Annotated in this window: 17 protein-coding genes; 1 reads left to right on the top strand and 16 read right to left on the bottom strand. The window is 44.9% G+C overall.

Translation table 11 applies throughout. From position 1 onward, the window contains the following. Positions 1-79: 79 nt before the first annotated feature. The 12 genes from CHL1_RS05010 to CHL1_RS04955 form a co-directional block, all read right to left on the bottom strand. The gene (locus tag CHL1_RS05010; protein WP_084633687.1) at positions 80-265 is read right to left on the bottom strand and encodes a FeoB-associated Cys-rich membrane protein; all 186 of its coding nucleotides are present in this window, start codon (positions 263-265) and stop codon (positions 80-82) included. Between the two features lie 30 nt (positions 266-295). Then, on the bottom strand, positions 296-1468 hold the full coding sequence (gene feoB / locus CHL1_RS05005; RefSeq protein ID WP_250934945.1) for a ferrous iron transport protein B: 1173 nt from the start codon (positions 1466-1468) through the stop codon (positions 296-298). Further along, a complete protein-coding gene (locus tag CHL1_RS05000) occupies positions 1389-2315 on the bottom strand; it encodes a FeoB small GTPase domain-containing protein (protein ID WP_250934943.1) in 927 nt (308 codons plus the stop codon). The genes feoB and CHL1_RS05000 overlap by 80 nt, the downstream gene beginning before the upstream one ends. Positions 2316-2398: 83 nt before the next feature. Then, the gene (locus CHL1_RS04995) at positions 2399-2623 is read right to left on the bottom strand and encodes a FeoA family protein (protein ID WP_026395981.1); all 225 of its coding nucleotides are present in this window, start codon (positions 2621-2623) and stop codon (positions 2399-2401) included. A gap of 425 nt (positions 2624-3048) precedes the next feature. Further along, positions 3049-5862, bottom strand: coding sequence for an excinuclease ABC subunit UvrA (uvrA, locus tag CHL1_RS04990; protein WP_250934942.1), 2814 nt, complete (start codon positions 5860-5862; stop codon positions 3049-3051). Between the two features lie 163 nt (positions 5863-6025). After that, the gene (gene uvrB, locus CHL1_RS04985) at positions 6026-8002 is read right to left on the bottom strand and encodes an excinuclease ABC subunit UvrB (protein WP_276520474.1); all 1977 of its coding nucleotides are present in this window, start codon (positions 8000-8002) and stop codon (positions 6026-6028) included. A gap of 150 nt (positions 8003-8152) precedes the next feature. Then, positions 8153-9349: a S41 family peptidase gene (locus CHL1_RS04980; protein ID WP_250934941.1), complete on the bottom strand. Its 1197-nt coding sequence runs from the start codon at positions 9347-9349 to the stop codon at positions 8153-8155. Positions 9350-9451: 102 nt separating this feature from the next. Beyond that, a complete protein-coding gene (locus CHL1_RS04975) occupies positions 9452-10621 on the bottom strand; it encodes a murein hydrolase activator EnvC family protein (RefSeq protein WP_228882326.1) in 1170 nt (389 codons plus the stop codon). A gap of 36 nt (positions 10622-10657) precedes the next feature. Then, complete coding sequence (ftsX, locus tag CHL1_RS04970; protein ID WP_084633686.1) at positions 10658-11575, bottom strand: permease-like cell division protein FtsX; 918 nt, start codon at positions 11573-11575, stop codon at positions 10658-10660. After that, entirely contained in the window at positions 11565-12254 is a 690-nt protein-coding gene (gene ftsE / locus CHL1_RS04965; protein WP_070371876.1) for a cell division ATP-binding protein FtsE, read from the bottom strand. Before ftsE ends, ftsX begins: the two co-directional genes overlap by 11 nt. 380 nt (positions 12255-12634) lie before the next feature. Beyond that, a complete protein-coding gene (locus CHL1_RS04960; protein ID WP_250934940.1) occupies positions 12635-13864 on the bottom strand; it encodes a murein hydrolase activator EnvC family protein in 1230 nt (409 codons plus the stop codon). Between the two features lie 245 nt (positions 13865-14109). Then, complete coding sequence (locus CHL1_RS04955; protein ID WP_070371874.1) at positions 14110-15258, bottom strand: iron-containing alcohol dehydrogenase; 1149 nt, start codon at positions 15256-15258, stop codon at positions 14110-14112. A 233-nt stretch (positions 15259-15491) separates the two neighbouring features. Between CHL1_RS04955 and CHL1_RS04950 the strand changes: the two genes are divergently transcribed. Continuing rightward, the gene (locus CHL1_RS04950) at positions 15492-16643 is read left to right on the top strand and encodes a 1-deoxy-D-xylulose-5-phosphate reductoisomerase (RefSeq protein WP_070371873.1); all 1152 of its coding nucleotides are present in this window, start codon (positions 15492-15494) and stop codon (positions 16641-16643) included. 119 nt (positions 16644-16762) lie between these two features. Here the strand turns inward: CHL1_RS04950 and CHL1_RS04945 are convergent, their stop codons facing one another. From CHL1_RS04945 to CHL1_RS04930, 4 genes are all read right to left on the bottom strand, one after another. Continuing rightward, positions 16763-17962, bottom strand: a complete 1200-nt coding sequence (locus CHL1_RS04945; protein ID WP_070371872.1) for an MFS transporter — start codon at positions 17960-17962, stop codon at positions 16763-16765. Between the two features lie 354 nt (positions 17963-18316). Then, positions 18317-18985 carry a TetR/AcrR family transcriptional regulator gene (locus CHL1_RS04940; protein ID WP_070371871.1) on the bottom strand — a complete coding sequence of 223 codons (669 nt, stop codon included), beginning with the start codon at positions 18983-18985 and terminating at the stop codon, positions 18317-18319. Positions 18986-19064: 79 nt separating this feature from the next. Continuing rightward, positions 19065-19556 (bottom strand): helix-hairpin-helix domain-containing protein, encoded by a 492-nt coding sequence (locus CHL1_RS04935; protein ID WP_250936233.1) that lies wholly within the window; start codon positions 19554-19556, stop codon positions 19065-19067. Next, entirely contained in the window at positions 19471-23337 is a 3867-nt protein-coding gene (locus CHL1_RS04930) for a PolC-type DNA polymerase III (RefSeq protein ID WP_250934939.1), read from the bottom strand. The genes CHL1_RS04935 and CHL1_RS04930 overlap by 86 nt, the downstream gene beginning before the upstream one ends. Between the last annotated feature and the right edge of the window lies 1 nt (position 23338).

Raw genomic sequence — 23338 nt, 5'->3', positions numbered from 1 at the left:
GTCTTTTTTAAAAGCCCCACCAGCTGCGCTGGTGGGGCTTTTTTTCTTGCTCGCTCCTAACTACCGTACCGACCAATTATCAATCTTCTTTAGGCGGCTCCGATTTGAGATGACAGCCCGGGCAGCCGTCGCCCCCTTTGCAGCCTTCGCAGGAAAAATCTCCGGCCTTCATTTTTTTTACTTTTTTGAAAATTATATAACCCGCCGCACCTAAAATTATTGCTGCTAAAATCCAGGTAATCACTTCTATTCCTTCTTTCTTCAATTACGCTGATCCAATGCGCACAATGGAAAATTAACTAAAAATTCGACTGCCAACCTGATAAACAATTAAGGCAATGGTATAGGCTAAACCAATTTGATAAGCCAATGCAAAAAGAAAATCACGCCAGTTTCCCAATTCTTTTTTCATAGTGGCGATGGCAGCCATACAGGGTGATGCCAATAAAACAAAGATCACGAAGCTGTAGGCGGAAACCGGTGTAAAGATCAGACTGACCGCATCGGTAAAGCTGCCTTCCTGACCCGACAAAAGTACACTCATAGTACTGATAATCATTTCTTTGGCGGCAATGCCCGTTAGCAGCGCTACTGAAGCGACCCAGTTACCAAAACCCAGCGGGATAAAGATTGGCGCAATGATCTTGCCAAATACCGCTAAAATGCTTTCATCCGGAGTCTGAGCCATTTGCAAACCTGGGGTGAAGCTCTGCAAAAACCACAGCACCACTGAAGCCGCAAAGATAATTGTTCCAGCCCGGACAATAAATTCTTTGGTTCTCTGCCATACCTGAGTGGCGGTATTCTTAAGCTTTGGCAGTCGCAACGGCGGAATTTCCAGCAGGTAACCAGAATCGGCTCCCTTAAACCAGGTTTTCGACAATACAAATCCCGATGCGAAAACCACCGTCAAGCTAACCAGATAAAGGGAGAACACCAGCAGAGTCTGATACTCAACAAAAAACACCGATGCCATCAAAACATAGATGGGCATCTTGGCCCCACAGGAGATAAATGGGGTTAATACCGCAGTCAGCTTCCGCTCCCGTTCATTTTCCAGGGTTCGGGTAGCCATTACTCCCGGCACCGAACATCCCAATCCCACCACCATCGGAATAAAGGATTTTCCAGATAAACCAAAATGCCGAAAAATCCGATCCATAATGAAGGCAACCCGAGCCATATAACCGCTGTCCTCGAGAATGGAGATAAAAATAAACAACACCACCAACTGTGGTACGAAGGTCAATACTGCGCCAACCCCGGTAATAATGCCGTCATTGATCAGGGCAATGATCCAATCTGCTGCTCCCAAGCTCCCCAAACCAGCAGCTACCGTTACCATCAGCACATCATTGATGAACCACTCAATCCCACCAATGGTAATTTCACCCACCAGGGTAATTGATACATAATAAATCACAAACATAAAGAAAAAGAAAATCGGAAGGGCCGCATAGCGGTTCATCAGCACTCGATCCAGTCTTTCCTGGAAAGGGATGCTCTGATCTTTGTTTTTTTGTTGCCATGCTAATCCCATCAGTGATAAAACGATAGCGATAATCGGCAATGGCACTGTCGACATCATGCTTTGACAGCACTTCGATTTTTTTTCTGACCAACCCGATATCTGCTAATAATTCGATATTTTTATCAATTTTCAGGAGCACTTCTTCATCTTTTTCAATCAGTTTAATAACCCGGAATAACCGTGGATAATCAGGCAAAAGTTCGGGATACTTATTTTGAATAAGCTCATCAAATTCATTGAAGATGGTCATTATATCCGGCGGAAAGATCTGCGGAAATTCTTTAAGTCGTTTAATCTCGACGGTTTTTTCAACCTCTTTAATCAATTCGTCAATGCCGGTTTCCTTCTGGGCCGATATTTCAATAAAGGGATAGCCGAAGATTTTTTCCATCTCCCGGACATCAATTTCCACCCCGGTTTTCTTGACCACATCCATCATGTTAAGAGCCCCCACCATCGGACAGTTGAGCTCCATCAATTGGGTGCTTAAATATAGATTTCGCTCAATGTTGGAGGCATCTATGATATTGATGATCAGATCCGGCCGTTCATCCAGCAAAAAATTCCGGGAGACGATCTCATCCATCGAGTAGGGTGCCAGTGAGTAAATGCCCGGCAAATCCACCAAGGTCATGTCACTGCTGGTGCCTCTTAAGTCTCCCTCTTTTTTTTCAACCGTTACTCCGGGCCAGTTCCCCACGTAGAGATTACTGCCGGTGAGACAATTAAACAGCGTAGTTTTTCCCGAGTTGGGATTTCCCACCAACGCAATTTTATATTTCATTTCCATTCCTCATTTCCCTTTTTCACTAAATGCTGATTAATCTTAAAATAACGAAACCACCTCAAAAGGTGGTTTTTTATTTATTACTGAACCATTAAAATATTTTCAGCATCTTTTTTCCGAAGGCTGAGGGAATATCCTCTCAAGCGAACCTCTATGGGATCGCCAAATGGAGCTGTTTTATTAACTTGAATCTCTACCCCTGGTGTTACACCCATGTCCATGAGTTTGCGACGCATTAAGCCTTCTACAGCAATTGAACCAACACATGCCTTCTGACCTGGTCTTAAATCTTTCAAAGTAAACATAAACACACCCTCTATTCTTATGGTTTAAATTTAGTTGTCGTCGCCATCATTTGTTAAAGATGGCTTTCTTTTTGTTAGCTTTATTATACTCTAATTGAAATTCATTGTCAATTAGAGTCTGTAACTTTTTATGGCCTTAAGCATTTTTTAAACGTATCAAAAAAAGAACGCTGAAACAGCGTTCTTGAGGTTATCAATGAACCACCGTACCGACCAATTGTTAATCTGTTGTTCGCTGCGCCATGCGAAATCCGCTTTGCTCCTTTCGCATTGGTCGCGGGCAGTCGCCAACTACAAGCAAGCTTGTGATTGGCTCGTTGCCTACGCGCAAATCGGACAGGCTCTGCAGTGTCCGCTCCGATGCGTAGGGTCTGACCCCTAGGTCACAACATGATGTAACAATTGTCGGTACTGGGTTAGCTCTTTTAGCAATTCGGTAAAATTTTCTTGAGATACTGGCCGGTATAGGATTGGGGCACCCGGGCGATTTCTTCGGGAGTCCCAATGGCAATGATGGTGCCGCCGCCCTCGCCCCCTTCGGGGCCAAGATCGATGATGTGATCTGCCACCTTGATCATATCCAACTGATGCTCAATGACAACTACCGTACTGCCGCTGTCAGCCAGACGCTGAATGACATTGATCAGCTGGTGGACATCGGCAATATGCAAACCGGTGGTGGGCTCGTCGAGAACGTAGAGGGTTTTGCCGGTATTGCGCTTACTTAATTCAGTGGCCAATTTAACCCGCTGGGCTTCCCCGCCGGATAATTGGGTCGATGGCTGTCCCAGTTTTACATAACTGAGACCGACGTCATTTAGGGTTTGGAGCTTTTCTTTGATTTTGGGAATATTGCCAAAAAATTCCAGGGCTTCCTCCACCGTCATATCCAGTACGTCGGCAATGTTTTTGCCCTTGTATTTAACCTCCAGGGTTTCCCGGTTGTAGCGCTTGCCGCCACAGACCTCACAGGGTACATAAACATCGGGTAAAAAATGCATTTCAATTTTGATAATTCCATCACCGCTGCATTTTTCACAACGGCCACCCTTGACATTGAAGCTGAATCGGCCTTTCTGATAACCTCTGGCCTTGGCTTCCGGGGTTTTGGCAAACAGATCCCGAACCAGGTCAAAGACCCCGGTATAGGTGGCCGGATTGGATCGGGGGGTTCTGCCAATCGGTGACTGATCAATATCGATTACCTTATCGATGAATTCAACCCCATCGATACGGGTGTATTTCCCCGGCTTTTTCAGGCTGCGATACAGCTTCTGGGAAATCCCCTTGTATAAAATCTCATTAATCAGCGTGCTTTTCCCGGATCCGGAAACCCCGGTTACACAGATAAATTTCCCCAGCGGAAAATCGACATCCAGATTCTTTAAGTTGTTCTCCCGGGCACCGACAATCTTAATTACCTCGCCGCTGCCTTCCCGACGCTTTTGCGGAATCGGAATAAAGCGCTGGCCACTGAAATACTGGCCAGTGATCGACTCCGACACCGCCATTATCTCTTCAAGACTTCCCTGTGCGACAATCTGGCCACCGTGAACCCCGGGCCCCGGGCCAATATCGACAATGTGGTCGGCAGCCTGCATGGTTTCCTCGTCGTGCTCCACCACAATCAGTGAATTTCCCAAGTCGGTTAAGCGCCGCAGCGTTTCCAGCAGTTTCTGATTGTCCCGTTGATGGAGACCAATACTGGGTTCATCCAGAACATATAATACCCCCACCAGACCTGAGCCAATCTGGGTGGCCAACCGAATCCGCTGGGATTCTCCCCCCGAAAGTGTACCGGCATTCCGGGACAGGGTCAGGTATTCCAGTCCAACATTTTTTAAGAAATTGAGCCGGGCCTCAATTTCTTTAAAGATCGATTCACCAATCATCATTTCCCGGTCAGTCATGGTCTGCGCTTTAAAAAACTCAAGCAATTGACCAATGGCCATATCGGTTATTTCGATGATATTTCGATCATGAATTGTCACTGCCAGACTGGTGGGATTGAGCCGTTTACCGTGACAGGTGGGACAGGGGGTTTCTGACATATAGCGTTCAATTAAGGACCGCATCCGCTCCGAGGTCGTTTCCAGATAACGCCGCTCCATGTTTTTAATCAGCCCTTCAAAGGTGGAGCTGTAGGTTCCTGAAAACTTGCCTTCGTAGGCGATTTCCAGAACCTCGTCGCTGCCATATAGAAGCGCCTGTAAAAATGCCTCGCTGGCATCTTCCAGGGGTAACTCAATATCAAACTGATGTTTTTTTGCCAGCGCCTTGATCAGGTTATAATAATACTTGGAATCACTTTTTAAACCAAAAAATTTAATCGCTCCATTGCCAATCGATAAACTTTTATCAGGGATCAGTAGATCCGGATCCACTTCCTGATGAAAGCCCAGACCGTGACAATCCGGACACATCCCAAAGGGATTATTAAACGAAAACGTCCGGGGCTCCAATTTGTCCATGGCAATGCCGCAATCGGCACAGGCCAGTTTTTCGCTAAAAAGCTGGGACTCATCGCCAATCACGTCACAAATCACCAGTCCCCCGGATAGCTTCAGGGCAATTTCCAGTGAATCGGACAACCGTTTGCCAAGGTTATCCTTGGCCACCAGACGATCCACCACCACTTCAATGGTATGCTTTTTATTTTTATCGAGATTGATTTCATCCGTGACTTCCATCGCCTCCCCATCAACGATAATCCGGACAAAACCTTCTTTTTTGATATGATCAATGATCTTTTTATGCTGTCCCTTTTCCTTCCGGATTACCGGAGCCAGAATTTGAAATTTGGTTTTTTCAGGCAGGGCCATGATGCTGTCGACAATCTGATCCACCGATTGCGACTGTACCACCTTGCCACACTTGGGACAATGGGGAATCCCAATCCGGGCGTAAAGCAGCCGCAGATAATCATAAATCTCGGTGACCGTCCCCACCGTGGATCGGGGGTTGCGGTTGGTGGTTTTCTGGTCAATGGAAATTGCCGGGGATAGGCCGTCAATGCTTTCCACATTAGGCTTCTGGGACTGACCCAGAAACTGCCGGGCATAGGAAGAAAGCGACTCCATATAACGGCGCTGTCCTTCAGCATAAATGGTGTCAAAAGCCAATGAGGACTTCCCCGAGCCACTCAGCCCGGTAAAAACCACCAGCTGATCCCGGGGTATTTTTAAGTTAATGTTTTTTAAATTGTGCTCCTTGGCACCTTTTATTTCGATATATTTCATATTTATGTTTATTCTCTCCTTAATTATGCCGCATGAATTATTAAATGAAAAAACACCATTAAGTCATGGTCTGGTACATTCGTTTGCGGGTACTTGCCGATTCTGTAAATTAAAAAACAACTAAAATTTAGTTTCAGCCATCCCGCTATAACATCACCTTAAGCTATCTTCGGTAATTTTTGAGATGATGAATTTCGTCCCGCAAATTGGCAGCCCGTTCAAATTCCAGGGCCTCGGCCGCCGTCAGCATTTCGACTTCGAGTTCTTTAATCTTCACATCAATATCCAGCGCTTCATCACCAATTGCATAGGTTGCCGGTTCCTCGGCCACCTTGGTCGCCTCGATAACAGCATGGATATCTTTTTTGACCGAACTGGGGGTAATACCATGGGCCTCATTGTAGGCGCTTTGGATACCCCGGCGGCGATTGGTTTCGCTGATAGCCCGATCCATCGAGGGTGTCATCTTGTCCGCATACATAATGACATGACCTTCCAGATTACGGGCCGCCCGGCCAACCGTTTGGATCAGTGACGTTTCTGAACGGAGGAATCCTTCTTTGTCAGCATCCAGAATCGCCACCAGACCAACTTCCGGCAAATCAAGACCCTCCCGCAGCAGGTTGATGCCCACCAGCACCTCAAAGGTACCCAGCCGTAAATCCCTTAGAATCTTCATCCGCTCGATGGTATCCACATCCGAATGCAGATAGTTCACCAGGATACCATTTTCTTTTAGGTAGTCGGTTAGATCTTCAGCCATTTTCTTTGTTAACGTGGTGACTAATACCCGATTGCCCCGTCCGGTGGTTAGTTTGATTTCACCGAGCAGGTCATCGATCTGACCAGCAACCGGGCGAACCGTAATTTCCGGATCGATCAGACCGGTCGGTCGAATAATCAGCTCAACGGTATTCTGGCTGTGTTCTTTTTCGTATTTGCTGGGGGTTGCCGTAGTAAAGACAATCTGATTGATCTTGCTTTCGAATTCGGAAAAATTCAGCGGCCGGTTATCATAGGCTGAGGGTAGCCGGAAGCCATAGTCCACCAGGTTACTCTTACGGGCTTTATCCCCGGCATACATCCCGCCAATCTGGGGAATCGAGACATGGGACTCATCGGCAATCATCAGAAAATCTTTGGGAAAATAATCAATCAGGGTATAGGGTGGTGATCCTGGGGGCAGCCCGTTGATGTAGCGGGTATAATTCTCAATGCCGTTACAATAGCCCATTTCCCGGAGCATTTCAATATCATAGTTGGTCCGTTGCAGAATCCGCTGGGCTTCCACCAGACGGTTGTTTTGGGTATATTCGTCATAGCGTTGGCGAAGTTCCTGTTGAATTCCAGCAATCGCCCGTTCCAGATTTTCCGGGGTGGTGGTGTGGTGAGACGCCGGGAAAATCGAGACATGGTTCAGCTCCCCATAAATCTCCCCGGTCAGGGTATCAATCTCAGTAATCCGTTCAATTTCATCACCAAAAAACTCCAGCCGGATCGCCTTGTTTGACGAAGCCGAGGGAAATATTTCCAGAATATCGCCGCGCACCCGGAAATTGTTCCGCTCAAAAGCAATGTCGTTTCGGGTGAACTGAATATCCACCAGCTTACGGATAATCGTATCCCGATCTTTTTCCATCCCCGGACGGAGTGACAGCATCAAATTTTCATAATCAAAAGGACTTCCCAGTCCATAAATGCAGGACACACTGGCCACCACAATTACATCCCGACGTTCAAATAAAGCTGCCGTAGCAGAGTGACGTAATTTATCAATCTCGTCGTTGATGGACGAGTCTTTTTCGATAAACAGATCCGAATGCGGTACATAAGCTTCCGGTTGATAATAATCATAATAGCTGACAAAATACTCCACCGCATTATCCGGAAAAAAACTCCGAAACTCATTGGTCAACTGGGCCGCCAGGGTTTTATTATGAGCAATCACCAGGGTTGGCTTCTGAACCGCTTCAATTACCTTAGCCATGGTATAGGTTTTTCCGGAGCCAGTCACGCCCAGTAAGGTTTGATACTTTAACCCCGCCTTGATTCCGTTGGCAATTTTTTCGATGGCCGGTCCCTGATCACCCTTAGGTTCGTATTCCGAGACAACCTTAAATGCATGCTTCATATCTTTCATCAGCACCCTCCAATCAGTTTGATGAACATTCGTTCCATTATTCTATCACAGCTTTTTTTTAATGGCAAACAATAATCCTTATCATTTAATAAAATCTTAATTATTCCTCACCAATAGAAAAAGCATGCCGTTATGGCATGCTCATAAATTCTAATTGGTTCCACTGAGGACCTGCAAGGCTTTTTGCAGCTGGACATCTTCTTCGTCGGTGAAAAAGTTATTCTTCATAAAGTCAGTCGCTTCAATCACGATATTTGGCTCGATACCTTTTTCGTGAATGTTGTTGCCGTTAGGGGTGAAATATTCGGAATTGGTCACCTTAAAGCCACCGCCATCAGTGAGACTGATGATTTCCTGAACAATCCCTTTTCCAAAGGTCTTGGTGCCGACCAGCTGGGCAGCGCCTGTATCCTGGAGAGCCCCAGCCAATATTTCAGCGGAACTGGCCGAGCCGCCATCAACCAGGACAACCATTGGCAGACTAAGCTGTTCTTCGCCATCTGAGGTATATTCGGTTTTATTGCCGTTTTTATCAACCGTATAAACGACCATGGTTTCGCCCAGAATCCGATCAGCGATTTCCACCGCTTCCTTTACGCCGCCGGGGTTACTACGCAAATCAATCACCAAACCGGTAATATTTTGAGCCAACAGTTCACTTAGCTGGGCTTCAAAATCATCAGCGGTTTTATCCGTAAATTCACTGATCTGGATATAGCCTTTATCGCCGATCACCCGGGATTCCACTGTTTTTGCTTCAATGGTTTTGCGTACCAATTGCATATCAATGACTTCTTCACCACGTAAGAGGGTGATATTAACGGTGGTATCAGCTGGCCCCTTTACCTTAGCCACTACCGCATCCGAACCGATCGTACTGACATCTTCACCATCCACCTTGATAATTTTATCGCCCGTTTTTATCCCGGCCTGATCAGCCGGTGTGCCTTTTTGCGGGGCAATTACATAGGTCACGCCCTGATCATCCTCTGTCACGACGACCCCAATGCCTTCATAGACGCCAGTGGCTGACTCCATATATTTCTTAAATTCTTCGGAGGTAAAATAACTGCTATAGGGATCACCCAGACTGTCAAACATGCCCTTGATGGCCCCATCAATTAAAGTGGTGTTATCAACATCCTTATAATACTCCAGACCAATCTGTTCTTTTAGCGCTAATAGTTTTTTTATCCCGGCGGCTGTTTCACTGCTGTCAACCGTCACAATCAACTTGTTGCCGATCAGATAATTGCCAGTTGTGGCCACTGTGAAGGTGATGATATTTGTGATGATCAGCACCACAATTACCACGATGAGTTTGGTTTTTTTTGACTTATTTTCCATTTTTTCACCTTATCCTAAATTTTATTATTATACAAATAAAACAGGAGAAAAGAATCATGATTCTTTTCTCCTGTTCTTTCGTTATAGTCTACAATGTTTCGCTTAAAAATATCCTAAAGGATCAACAAATGATCCGCCGGAAAGTACGCCGAAATGGAGATGGGCCCCGGTGGAATCCCCGGTGGAGCCGACGTAACCAACCACATCGCCTTTGTTGACAGTTTGGCCTGCTGATACTGCAAAACCACTCATATGCGCATACATGGCCTGGAGGCCGTTACCTAAATCAACAATAACACAATTTCCATAACCACCGTTCCAGCCGGCTGATAACACCGCACCGTTGCCCATAGCAAGGATCGGTGTTCCGGATGGGGCACCCATATCGACGCCATAGTGGGTCCGGTAATCACCCCAGATCGGGTGCAACCGGGTACCGAAGAAATCATCATCGGCGGATGGATAATAGCCCGGACACGGCCATTGATAGGTTCCGTTTGATGGGACAAAGGTCGTGCTGCCACCAGTGGTTGACCCGCCAGAAGCGGCTGCCTGGGCTGCCATCATTTCCCGAACCTGAGCTTCAATGCTCGCTGCGTTGGCTGCTTCAGCCGCCACAATTGCCTGATACTCAGCGACGATCGCCTGGTTTTGGGCCAAGAGACTGTCTTTCTGAGCTTTAATTTCCTGCTGCTGGGCTAAGGCCGTTTCCTGCTCAGTTTTTTTAGAAACTGTCTGCAGCCGGTCGGCCTCAATTTTAGCTTTCTTTTCATCGATTATTTTCTTTGTTTCAGCTAAAGCGTCCAATGATGCCTTATCCGATTCAATGATATAGCGGGACATGTCAACCTTGGTGACAAAGTCGGCAAAATCGGATGAAGTAAATAAAAACTCCAACATACTACCATTTCCGTACATGTACATAGTACGGACACGTTCGTTCATGGCTTCTTCCTGTTCTTTCCGTTTGGCTTCGGCAATATTGAGTTCTTCCTGAGTTTTGGCAATGTTCGCTTCCAATACGGCTATCTCAGAATTAATTTTATCAATGACGCCCGTGATCCGGCTCATTTCTTCGTTGGCCTTGCCGATTTCGGCCTCGATACCAGCAATCGTATTCTGGGTCATGTCAATCTGGTATTGTGCAGCCGCCTGTTTTTGATTACTTTCTGCCAGCTGTTCGGTCAGGGATGCAGCATTAACCGGAGATATCAGTATCCCCAATGTCACCATCATACCCACTATGCCTGAAATAATATGTTTTTTTGTCATCCAACAATCCTCCTGTGTTTGACCAAGTCTAATCATTTATACATCCAAGAATTTGCGAATCGCAAATACGCTACCAACGGCACCGATAAACCCTCCGTAAATCAGGAAGAAGAAAATCAATTGTCCCATCACTGCATCGGGAGAAGCCAAACTGGCATCCACTGGCAAAAATAAATTTCCGCCAACTAATCCCAAAATATAATAATAGGTGATCCGAATAATCAGGAAAGCAACAATGGCTCCCATCAACCCCAACAGCGTCCCTTCCAGAATGAACGGCGCCCGGATATAGGCGTTGGTTGCACCCACATATTTCATAATGCCAATTTCCCGTCGTCTTGCAAAAACGGTTAATTTAATCGTATTGTAAATAATAAAGATGGAAATCATTGATAACACCACCAATACCACTATACTTAAAGTATTGGTAAATTTATTGAAACTCACCAGTGCTTCCACATATTCCTGACCATATCGGACGTACTCAACCCCTTGGCCTTCAAACGACATGGCCAGGGTTTGAACTTCATCCATATCATCCGGATCAGTCACCCGGACAACAAAGGATGCTGGCATTGGGTTGTTTTCTGAATTATAACCACTGAGCAGCGGCGCATAATCTTCCAGACTGACGGTGAACTTTTCCAAAGCTTCTTCCGCACTTTCAAAGGTAACTTCTTCAATCAGGTCACTTTTCTCCAAAGCCTGCTCGATGGTTGCTTTTTGAGTGTCGGTAAAATCGGACTGGAGAAAGATTTTCAGTTCCAGTTTCGATTCCACATCTTTGGTCACTTCCTGAACATTGATGGTTAAGATCAGAAAAATCCCCAGGATAATCAACGCAGCAATTACCGACAGCACCGAAGCCGCACTCATCAGGTTATTTCGTTCAATGCTTTTTAAGGTATCCCGGACAACATTTTTGGGCATTGTTTTAATGGAACTAAACTTCATATCCGTACCTACCTGTCGCGTCATCTACTTTGAGAACACCGTCTTCCAATGTCAAAACCCGTTTTTTCATGGTATCAACGATTTCCCGGTCATGGGTAACCACCACCACAGTTGTTCCTCTACGGTTGATTTCTTCCAGAATACTGATAATCTCATAGGATGTTTCGGGATCAAGGTTTCCGGTCGGCTCATCACAAATCAAAATAGAGGGGTTGTTAATAATCGCCCGGGCAATAACCACCCGCTGTTGCTCACCACCAGATAACTCATGGGGATAGTGGTTCATCCGATGGGATAAGCCAACCATATCCAGAGCCAACGGCACCCGTTTCTGGATCTGCTTTTCAGATTTTCCGATTATTTCCATGGCATAGGCCACATTTTCATAGACGCTTTTGTTTTCCAGCAGCCTAAAATCCTGAAAGACAATCCCCATTTTTCGTCTTAAGAAAGGGATTTCTTTTTTTGACAATTTTGAGACATTAAAATTATTAATGTATACTGAACCTTCTGTCGCTTCAATCTCTCTTAAAAGAAGCTTAATAAATGTTGATTTTCCGGCCCCACTTCGACCCACCAGAAAGACAAACTCACCCTTATCAATAAAGAGGCTGACGTTTTTAAGCGCATCGCTCTTGTTTTTATCGTAACCCTTGGTTACATTTTTAAATTCGATCATATCTTAGCCACTCCTAATTTACTTATCATTCGCTTGCTTTGACAGGGCATTTTAACACGCGCTATCCTATTTTCTGCTTAAATGTTTTTTGACAAGTTAAGATTATTTTAATCAAAAGAATGTTAATTGAAAAAGACTTCCGGGTATTGGTCCGTTTTTTGGCCTTCAAATCATTCCTCATTTGAAACTGTATTCATTTTAGCATACTTTTTGAATAATTTCATTAAAAAAATAAATATTTTGTAACAAATGTATCGAAATTCGTCCGAATTCCTGTTTTTCTATTGATTTAAGAAATTCAATTGGCAAAATAAAAAGAGAAAAGACGTTGTTCATCTTTTCTCATCATATATACCGTGTAACGGTTGGAAAAATTAATTCTAAATATAGGGACTAATTGGTGATCCATACAAACGCACTTCATAATGAAGATGAGCACCTGTTGAGTCGCCAGTGCTGCCAACCGCTCCAACGGTCTGACCGGCCGCAACCGTTTCGCCTGATGATACATTAATTGCACTTAAATGGGCATATACTGCCGACAAACCATTGCCGATATCAACAATGACACAGTTTCCATAACCGCCATTCCAACCGGCTGAAATCACAGTTCCGTTTCCGGCACAGGCCACCGGTGTCCCGGTTGATGCGCCAATATCGACGCCAGCATGGAAGCGGGAATCACCCCAGATGGGATGGATTCGCCAGCCAAATTCACTGGTTATCTCTCCCCCACAAGGCCAGACATACGAGCTAGAATACACTGGAGGCGCCGTTGATCCGCCACCAGTTGTGTCGCCACCACCAGTATTGGTCGTATCACCGCCTGTCGAGCCATCCGTCGTACCGGTGCTGCCGTTATTTTGAGCTGCCTGCTCGGCGGCGGCCCGCTGTTGTTCGTAATAGGCCTGTAACTGGCCTTCAATATCTGCCGATGTGGCTGCTTCAGCTTCTTCAATGGCCTTGTATTCTTCTAAGGCTGCCTGGTTTTGGGCCAATAGCTGATCCTTTTGAGCCAAAACTTCTTCCTGTTGAGTTAGTACCACTTCCTGTTCGGTTTTTTTCGCTACTGTTTTTAATCGATCTGCCTCAATGCTCAGCTTCTTTTCATCGATCACTTTTTTCGTTTCTTCCAGAGCATTCAGGGAGTCCTTGTCTGCCGTCATAATGTAACGAGACATATCTAATTTTGTAATAAAATCCGAGAAATCTGAAGCTGAGAAAATAAATTCCATGATACTGCCGTTGCCGTACATATACATCGCCCGAACCCGATCGCTCATGGCTGCTTCCTGTTCTTGCTTCTTGGCCTCAGCAATTTTCAGCTCTTCCTGTTTTTTTGCAATATTTGCTTCGATGGAAGATATATCGGCATTGATCGCGCCGATTATTCCATTGATCCGGTTTACTTCTTCATTGACTTTGCCGATTTCGTCCTCAATCCCATTGATGGTATTCTGAGTCATGTCGACTTGATACTTTGCTGCAGCCTGTCGAGCATTACTTTGAGCTAACTGCTCGGTTAACGAAGCTGCATTGACGGGTGCTGTTAAAAATGCCAAAACCAGGGAACCAGTAACGATACCTGATACAACTCGATGTTTTTTCATTTTTCCCCTTTCCCACAATTAATAATTGTGACCCTGTCTATTTGTTACTTTTACAGTAATTTTATTATTTTTGTAACGGTTGTATTATACCATAAACCTGTCGTAATTAAAACAAAAACAATAAAATAACTTGAAAATATTTTGTATAAAATGTTTAATAATACGATGTTTTTAATTTTTTCATAATAAAAAAGACACTCTAGTAATTCAGAATGTCTTTTTATATTTGTAAAAAAATGCTTAACTTAAAAAGCTGCTTTGTAGATCGCAATCACGTCTTCTTTAGTTGGACATTTGGGGTTACCACCGGTACAAATATCGGCCAGTGCCAGATCAGCCAATTCACTGAAATCTTCTTCTTTGACCCCGATTTCTTTTAGTCCGGCCGGAATCCCCACATCTTTGGAGAGTTTTTTTATGGCATCAATGGCCATAATATTGATTTCTTTCGGTTCACGGCGACTGGTGTCCACGCCCATCGCCTGGGCAACATCTTTTAGTCGATCACCAACAGCGTCAGCATTAAACGCCGTAACATAAGGCAATAGAATGGCATTGCAAACCCCATGCGGCAAATCATAGAATCCGCCTAACTGGTGCGCCATAGAATGGACGATTCCCAATCCGCCATTCGAGAATCCCATCCCGGTGACAAACTGACCATAAGCCATGACATCCCGGGCATCCAAATCATCACCATCTTCAACGGCCTGTCTTAGGCTACCAGAAATGGCTTTGATGGCTTCGAGATTAAAAAGATCAGTGAATCGTGAAGCACCGGCTGTGGTATAACCTTCAATGGCATGCGTTAACGCATCCATACCGGTGGCAGCCGTTAATGATTTTGGCATTTTGAGCATTAAAACCGGATCATTGACCGCTACGGTTGCCAGACAGTTGGGATCAACAATAACCATTTTGAGTTTACGCTCTTCATCAGTGATAACATAATTGATAGTCGCTTCACTGGCGGTTCCGGCGGTGGTATTAATCGCCACAATTGGCAGGGATTTATTGGCAGTTTTGCCAACGCCTTCGTAATCCCGTAAATCCCCGGGATTGGTAGCCAGAATGGCAATTCCTTTGGCGGTATCCTGGGGCGATCCCCCGCCGATACTGACGACAAAATCGCATTCATTTTCCTGTAAAGCCTGAAGACCAGCATTTACATTGGTAACAGTAGGGTTGGGTTTAACATCTGAAAATAAGGCATACGGAACTTTTGCTCCATCTAATACATTGAGTACATCTTGAACAATACCTGCTTCAACAAGTACCTTATCGGTTACAACTAAGGCTTTTTTCACGTTCATACGTTTGATCTCTGGCGCAATCAGTTCAATTGCTCCCGGTTCCATAATGACTACTGGTGGAAAATAATAGGTTCTTGCCATAAGAACACCTCCAAAATTATTCGTTTACATGATTATATGCCATCGAAATGGCTGAATAAATGGAAATTTTTTCTTGTTTGAGATACATTATTGAAATGATTGATCAATAACATGGAATAAACCGAACACAATAAATAATAAACGGCTTTTCTTATGATTTATCTCTTATTTTTAAGAATACTATTATATGATTTTAAAAAAATTGATAGAATTACGTTTTTAAAGAGGTAAATATGAAAAACATCAGTATTCTCGGGTCAACTGGTTCGATTGGAACCCAGGCCCTGGAAGTGGTTTCAGAAAACAGCAACGTTTTAAATATTGTCGGCTTAACCACCAATACCAGCATTGATCTGCTGGAAAAACAGATTGACACCTATTCACCCCGGATTGTCTGTGTGATGGATGGCGATACTGCACTGGTACTGGAAAAGCGCCTCAAAAAAAGGGGTTTAGCGGTGGACGTGGTAACTGGTTTAGAGGGCCTGATTGCCGTTGCCACGGCATCGGAAAATGATTTGCTGCTCACGGCGGTATCCGGAATGATTGGTCTGCAACCGACTCTTGCCGCCATTAATGCAGGCATTGACATTGCTCTGGCCAACAAGGAAACACTGGTAGCCGGTGGCCAGCTTGTAATGGATGCAGCAGCCGCCAGCGGGGTTTCGTTGCTTCCGGTTGACAGTGAACACTGTGCCATTTTTCAATGTCTGATGGGCAATAAACATGAAGAAATTGATCGGATCATTATTACCGCTTCCGGCGGGCCTTTCCGGGGATACAGCCACAAACAGCTGGAGTCGGTTACACTGGCCCAGGCCTTGAAGCATCCCAACTGGTCGATGGGAAAAAAAATCACGATTGATTCAGCCACCCTGATGAACAAGGGGCTTGAAGTCATCGAAGCTAAATGGCTTTTTAATCTGCGCAATAATCAGATTGACGTGGTGGTTCATCCTCAAAGCATTGTCCACTCAATGGTGGAATTTATCGACCATTCCACCATCGCTCAATTGGGGCTGCCGGATATGGCCCTACCGATTCAAATCGCTTTTTTTTATCCCGAACGGGTCGCCAACAATCGACCCGCTCTGGATTTTAGCCAGATTCGTGAGCTGACCTTTTCCGAACCTGATCGGATCGCCTTTCCCTGCTTACAGTTAGCCTATGATGCCCTGGAAATTGGTGGCACCATGGCTTGTGTCCTTAATGCCGCCAACGAGATTGCTGTGTCTCGATTTTTAAATCAGGAAATCAGTTTTCTCGACATTCCCCGAATCAACCGGCAGGTGATGGAACAACATCAGGTGATTGTCCATCCCAATCTTGATGATGTACTGGCGGCAGATGCTTGGGCCCGGGAAATTTCAAACGCTTATAACTAAGCACTTACGATCCAGAAATGGTACTTCTTTTAAGCGACATCTTCTGCAACTAAAAAGACAGCAGTAACTATTTACTACTGTCTCTTTTTTATTCGTCTTTATTTGCCACTAATCCCGCATTAAACCGTTTGCTTGATCTCGACGCTATTTTTAATTTTTATTGCTACCAATACCATTGAAATAATGCTACCAAGTATTAGTGTAAGTGCTGCAATTTGCCAGTCTGCCCGTGCCGATGTTAAATTAAATGTCTCACGTAAAAATTTCAGAGCATAAGGTGACAAAAACTGTCCAATCCCGGTTCCACTGACATAAATTGAAATGGCCACCGCCGCATATTTCGGGCTTGTTGCACTGGCAGCTACAGCCATCACAATCGCAGGGTTAAAAATTCCAAATCCAATTCCAAAAATAATGGCGCCCAGAATGAGCAATGTCAGGCTGTTCGCTGAGAGCAAAATCACAAAGGACAACCCCACACACAAAACACCGAATGAAGCACTATACTGTTTTAATCGTTTAGCAATGTTTCCATAGAGTAACCCCACCACAAATGCTGAAGCCGTAAAAATACTCAGAACTGTGGCGGATTGCGTAGCATTACCAATTCCATCCGCTTTCATAACCATGGCCACATTTGTCATAAAACTGAATTGAACCATATTAACCAACCCACAAGCAACTGCTAGAATGTAGGTCATCGTTGTTACTTTCTTTTCTTTTATCGCCGAATCGTCGACTTTTTCCGGTTTTTTAACCCCGGTATCCGGGAGTTTAAACCAGATAATCAGCGCAATTGGAATCACCAGTAAAAAACCAAGAAATGAAAAACGCCAATTATATGCGGCCAACATGCCACCCATCATCTGGAAAACCATTCCTGCCGCTGCACCAACCGCACTCTTGAAGCCCATCAGCTTGTTCGCCTGTTGGCCAGAGTAGAGGTCTGTAATGACCGCCGATGCCATTGGGAAAACCAAGCCGTATCCAGCACCGAAGACAAACCTCATAAATATCATAAATTGAAGATTTCCAATGAATGCTGATGGAATCCCACCGATAAAAATTAAAACCATCGCAATGGAAATAATTTTCTTAATACTTATGTATTGGGTCAACTTACCGGAAATCAGGGCAAAGAACACCATCATCAGCGAAGGAATGGTTGACAATAATTTAATTGTCTCCGGCGCCGCATCAGGAAATGCTTTTGCAATTTCGGCTAATGCCGGTGTCGTCATGCTGGTTGTATACATCAGTAATGCAACCGACAATGCAGCGATCTGAACCCATAGACTACTGTTATTACTTTTTTCCATTTTGTTTTCCTTTCGAGTGTAAAATATAAACGTGGTTAATTTATTAAACAATAACATCTTTTGCTGTTTTTGTCACCTCTTTTTTTGTTAATTATTAATTTTATACTGTTATATGCTTGTAGTAATCGTTTTTACATCGCTTTTTTTCGTAATTTTTGTTATTTCAATCGTATCATCACCATATCATTTTTTTAATATTTACCTTTATTTGTAATATTAGTTTGTATATTTTACACGTTTAATCTTTTGGAGTCGTTCCTGCTTCGTAAATTTGCGCAAAAAAATACCATCGCTCGCTGATCTCAAACCAGCAACAATGGTATTTTTTTGCATCGTTAAGCAGTTGCTAAATGCTTAACCCGCTATGACCATAAAATTTTTCTCAACTTTAAGTTGGATGGCATCAATCATCCCCCGAGACTCTTCGATGCACTGGTCAATAAAGCTATTTTCAAATCGCAGGCTCTGAAAGAGCAAACGAATTTCGAGTTCGGCCAGATACTCGCTGCTGCAGTCCAGATAACCATCATCCCGGGAGACATGGAGTCCATGAACAACAGCCAGATTTGCCAATGCCAACGCCTTTACTTCCAATCGGTCAAGTCCAAGCTTGTAAGACCGGTTGATGTTTTCGACAAACCCTACCGACGCACTTTCCGTTTTCATCAATGTATTGGTGTCACACAACTCATGATAAAACTGGTTCAAATGACGATTCAACCGACAATTACGATTTTGTATCCGAAACTCGATTGCGGTTCTTAACATCACATTGCATCCAGGGAATTTTTCGTCGATGGCCTTCTGGGTTTTTACTTTATTCGCAACCATATACTCATTATACACTTCCAGTGCCAGGTTGTTCTTATTTTTGAAATAATATGCAACCATCGCTTTGTTTGTTCCCGAGTCTTCAGCGATTTGTGCCAGTGTTGTTTTTGTAAATCCATATTCATAGAATAACTGTTTTGCAGTTACATAAATCTTTTGCTTTGTTTCCAGACCGGTTTTATAATTAGCCAACGTTTCTTCCTCGCTCTCTGATATTGATCTTATTCTAGCATAAAACGATTTTTTTGCAAGGATCGATCATTTTACACCGCTAAAAAAAGGTAATCTGATTGGAAGCTGGTAGCTGGTTGAGACAACCCTGTTTTTCAAGCGTTTCAATCACCGACTTACTGATCTTAGTACGATTCTGCAAATCCTCCCGGGACATATAAGGGCGCAGCTGCGCTTCTTCAAAGATCCGCTGGGCCGCTTTATCACCGATTCCTTCCAGGGCATTCAGAGGCGGCAGCAGGGCATCCCCAATGATTCGGAACTGACTGAAATGAGACTGATAGACATCCACATTTTTAAAACTGTAGCCCCGACACATCATTTCATGGGCAATCTCCAGCACTGTCAACAGTGACTTTTCTTTGTTGGAAGCCTTGGTGCCCAGTTCTTTAATCTGGTTCATCCGCTGCACCACCACCCCCTTGCCCTGACTGATCAGCTGGGCATCAAACTCGCTGGCCCGAACCGAGAAATAGGTAGCATAATAGGCCAGCGGATAATAAACTTTGTACCAGGCAATCCGGAAGGCCATGGTCACGTAGGCGTACCGCATGAGCCTTGGGGAACATATACTTGATTTTTTTACAGGAATCAATATACCATTCTGGTACCTTATTCTTGCGCATATCTTCTTCCCATTCCGGCTTCAGTCCCTTGCCTTTTCGCACCGCTTCCATAATCGTAAAAGCCGTTTTTGCCTCGAGACCGGCATAGATCAGATAGATCATGATATCATCCCGGGTACAGATGGCTTCTTTGATGGTGGCTTTCTTATCGCGAATCAGATCCTGGGCATTATTGAGCCATACATCGGTGCCATGGGACAAGCCGGATATCCGGATCAGGTCCGAAAAGGCTGTCGGCTTGGTGTCCAGCAACATTTCCCGGACAAAGCTGGTGCCAAATTCAGGAATTCCGCATACCCCCAAAGGCGACTCAAAATCATTATCCTTAAAGTTCAGCGCTTTCGTGGAGGTGAACAAACTCATGGTTTTTTCATCATCCAGCGGGATCCCCACGGGATCGACGCCGGTAAAATCCTTGAGCATTTTAAGCATCGTCGGATCATCATGTCCCAGAATATCGAGTTTCAGCAGTCGCCCACTGATGGATTCATAGGCAAAATGGGTGGTGACGGTATCGCTTTCGGTGTCATCGGCCGGACGCTGAACCGGACAAAAATCATAAATATCCTTGTAGGTTGGCACCACCATAATCCCGCCGGGATGCTGTCCGGTGGTTTTTTTAACCCCGGCACAGCAGGAGATCACCCGCTCCAACTCGGCCCGGGTTACTTTAAGATTTTTTTCATCATAATAATTTTTAACAAAGCCAAAGGCTGTTTTTTCAGCAATGGTGGAAATGGTACCAGCCCGGAAGACTTTGCCCTTACCAAACAACACCTCCGTATAGCGATGGGCTTCGGCCTGGTTCTCACCGGAAAAATTAAGGTCGATATCGGGTTCCTTGTCGCCTTCGAATCCTAAAAAGGTCTCAAAGGGAATGTCAAAGCCATCTTTATCAAGCTTGGCGCCGCAGTGGGGACAATCGGCGTCTTTTAAATCCGGCCCCACCCCAACCTCCGTGCTGTTGAAAAACTCGGAATGTTTACAGCTGGGACAACGATAATGTGGCGCCAGCGGATTTACCTCCGTGATCCCACAAAGGGTGGCTACAAAGGAGGATCCCACCGAACCCCGGGACCCCACCAGGTAACCATCTTCCATGGAATGGTAAACCAGTTTCTGGGCAATCAGATAGAGGACCGAGTAGCCGTTGCCAATAATCGAATCGAGTTCTTTCTTAATCCGTTTTTCAACGATCTCCGGCAGCGGTTGACCGAAGAGCTCCCGGGCCCGGCCTTCGACCATTTCTCTAATCTCTTCATCCGATCCTTCAATAACTGGCGGATAGGTGCCATCAGGAATCGGCAGGATCTCGTCAATCATCGCTGCGATTTTGCGGGGATTATCAATCACCACTTCCCGGGCGGTTTCGTCATCAAGGTAGTCAAACTCATCCAGCATTTCCTGGGTGGTTCGATAATACAGCGGCGGTTGTTTGCCAGCATCCTTATAACCTTGGCCGGTAAATAAGATTTCCCGGTAAAGGGCATCATCCTGATTGACAAAATGGACATCCCCAGTGGCCACCACCGGCTTATTCAGACTTTTTCCCAATGCAATGATCCGCCGGTTCAAAGTCTTCAGGGCCTCCTGATCCGCCACACTGTTATTATCAATCAGATATTGATTATTACCCAGTGGCTGAATTTCGAGATAGTCATAAAAGCTGGCGATCTGCTGGATCTCATCCTGAGACTTATTGTGAACCATGGCAGAAAACAATTCGCCAGCTTCACAGGCCGAACCAAGCAAGAGGTTTTCCCGATTTTTTGCCAGCAGTGACTTGGGAATTCGCGGCTTTTTATAAAAATAATTGAGATGCGACTCCGAAACGATCCGATATAAATCCTTGATGCCCGCCTGATTTCTGGCATAAATAATAATATGGTTGGTGGCATTAAGACGAATACTCCGTTCCCGGCTGGACAGGGTATTGAGGGCCTGGATTGACGTACAGCCTTTTTTCTCAGCCAGATCTAAAAGTTTGACAAATACCTTGGCCGATGCCGCCGCATCATCCAGGGCCCGGTGATGATTCTGAATATCAATTTTAAAATGTGAGCAAAGCTTTTTCAGATTATGGCGGGTAATCTGGGTCAGCAGACAGCGGGACAGAGCCAGGGTATCCACTGCAGTATTTTCCCGAACAATGCCATGATCAACTAAGGCCTTATTTAAAAAACTCATATCAAAAGGGGCATTGTGGGCAACCAGGATGGTCTCACCGGCAAAATCTAGGAATTTTTCCAGTGCCGCCCGTTCTTCCATCCCATCGGCCACCATCTGATTTGTGATATTGGTCAGATTTGTGATGAATGCCGGTATTTCACAATGGGGATTGACCAGGGTTGAAAAGCTGTCGATGATTTGTTTATTTTTAATGCGAACCGCCGCAATTTCAATGATCTTATGATTACCCGGTACCAGACCGGTGGTTTCCAGGTCAAAAAAAGTAAATTCGCCACAGAAGTCCTGATCCTGATTGCCATAAACCATGTTCAGTTGATCTTCAACCAGATACCCCTCCACCCCATAGAGCACCTTAATTTTTTTCTTGCGGCCCAGTTCCATCATTTCCGGATAGGCCTGCAGTACACCGTGGTCGGTGATACCGATGATATCATGCCCAAAATTGGCGGCCTGCTTCATGATCTGATCGACCTTGCTGACCGCATCCATGGCACTGAACTGGCTGTGCATATGAAGCTCCACCCGTTTTACTGGAGCATCATCGGTTTTGATGGTTTCTTTGGAAAGATTGATGTTGCGGGGATATAACATCATTTCCTGGGAATATTCATCATAATTGATTTTGCCTTCTACCAGATACCAGCAGCCTTCGTTGATTCCAGCGATGACCTCTTCTTTGTCGGTAAATAGTTTACCGGTAATACTGTTGGTATTATCGGTGATATTAAAGGTCAGCAAGGTCTTATTATTTTTCAGTGGCCGGGTATTGACTCCAAACACCCAGCCCCGGATGACCACACTTTTTCCTTCCGATTCGCCGTTGATATTAAAATCGATATTCTTCAACCAATCCCAGGAATTGGTTATTTTTTTTCCAATGACCACATCGCCGGGCTTTTCAGCCTTGGGAAGTTTGGCCGGGCTTTGGGTAGCGCCTGAATTGGATGCACTGCTGCTTGAAGCAACCGGCTTAATGGCCGCCAATCGTTTTTCCAGATCCTGCTGACTTTTTTCTGCCACCGAGCCTTCATCGGTGAAACGCACCACCAATTCTGATTCCAGACCATAATGCTCGGCAATCAGTCGTTTAAAACGACCCGTAAAAATCGCCAGCGCTTCACCATCCAGTTCTCCGGTGGATCGCCCCCGGACATAAAAGGTATTGCCTTCGGCAATCAGGGTATTAATCAGCAGAATATTGGCAATCTTCTGATTGATGCCAATCAACAACTGACTGACCCCCTGGCCATCGGTAGCCAGAAGATGCTCACCATCCTGATAGTTTAGTGGTGCCACCTCGATTTCCAGGGCCTTGGCATAATCAAATATTTCCTGCATTTCTTTTTTGATAAATTCGGTGTCCGTTTGTTTTTTCGGACTGGAAAATTTAAAAATCAATTCCTCGTTTCTGGAATTGATTTTTATACTATCGGTAATCAGATGATAATCCGCTATTATTTTTTGATATCGTTCCTGTCGTCGGGTTAAAATACTCAAA

This window comes from Acetobacterium wieringae (genome assembly GCF_023700225.1).
In the GTDB taxonomy this organism is placed as follows: Bacteria; Bacillota; Clostridia; order Eubacteriales; family Eubacteriaceae; genus Acetobacterium; species Acetobacterium wieringae.
Note: the sequence above shows the minus strand (reverse complement) of the source record. Positions and strands in the feature narration are given on the sequence as shown.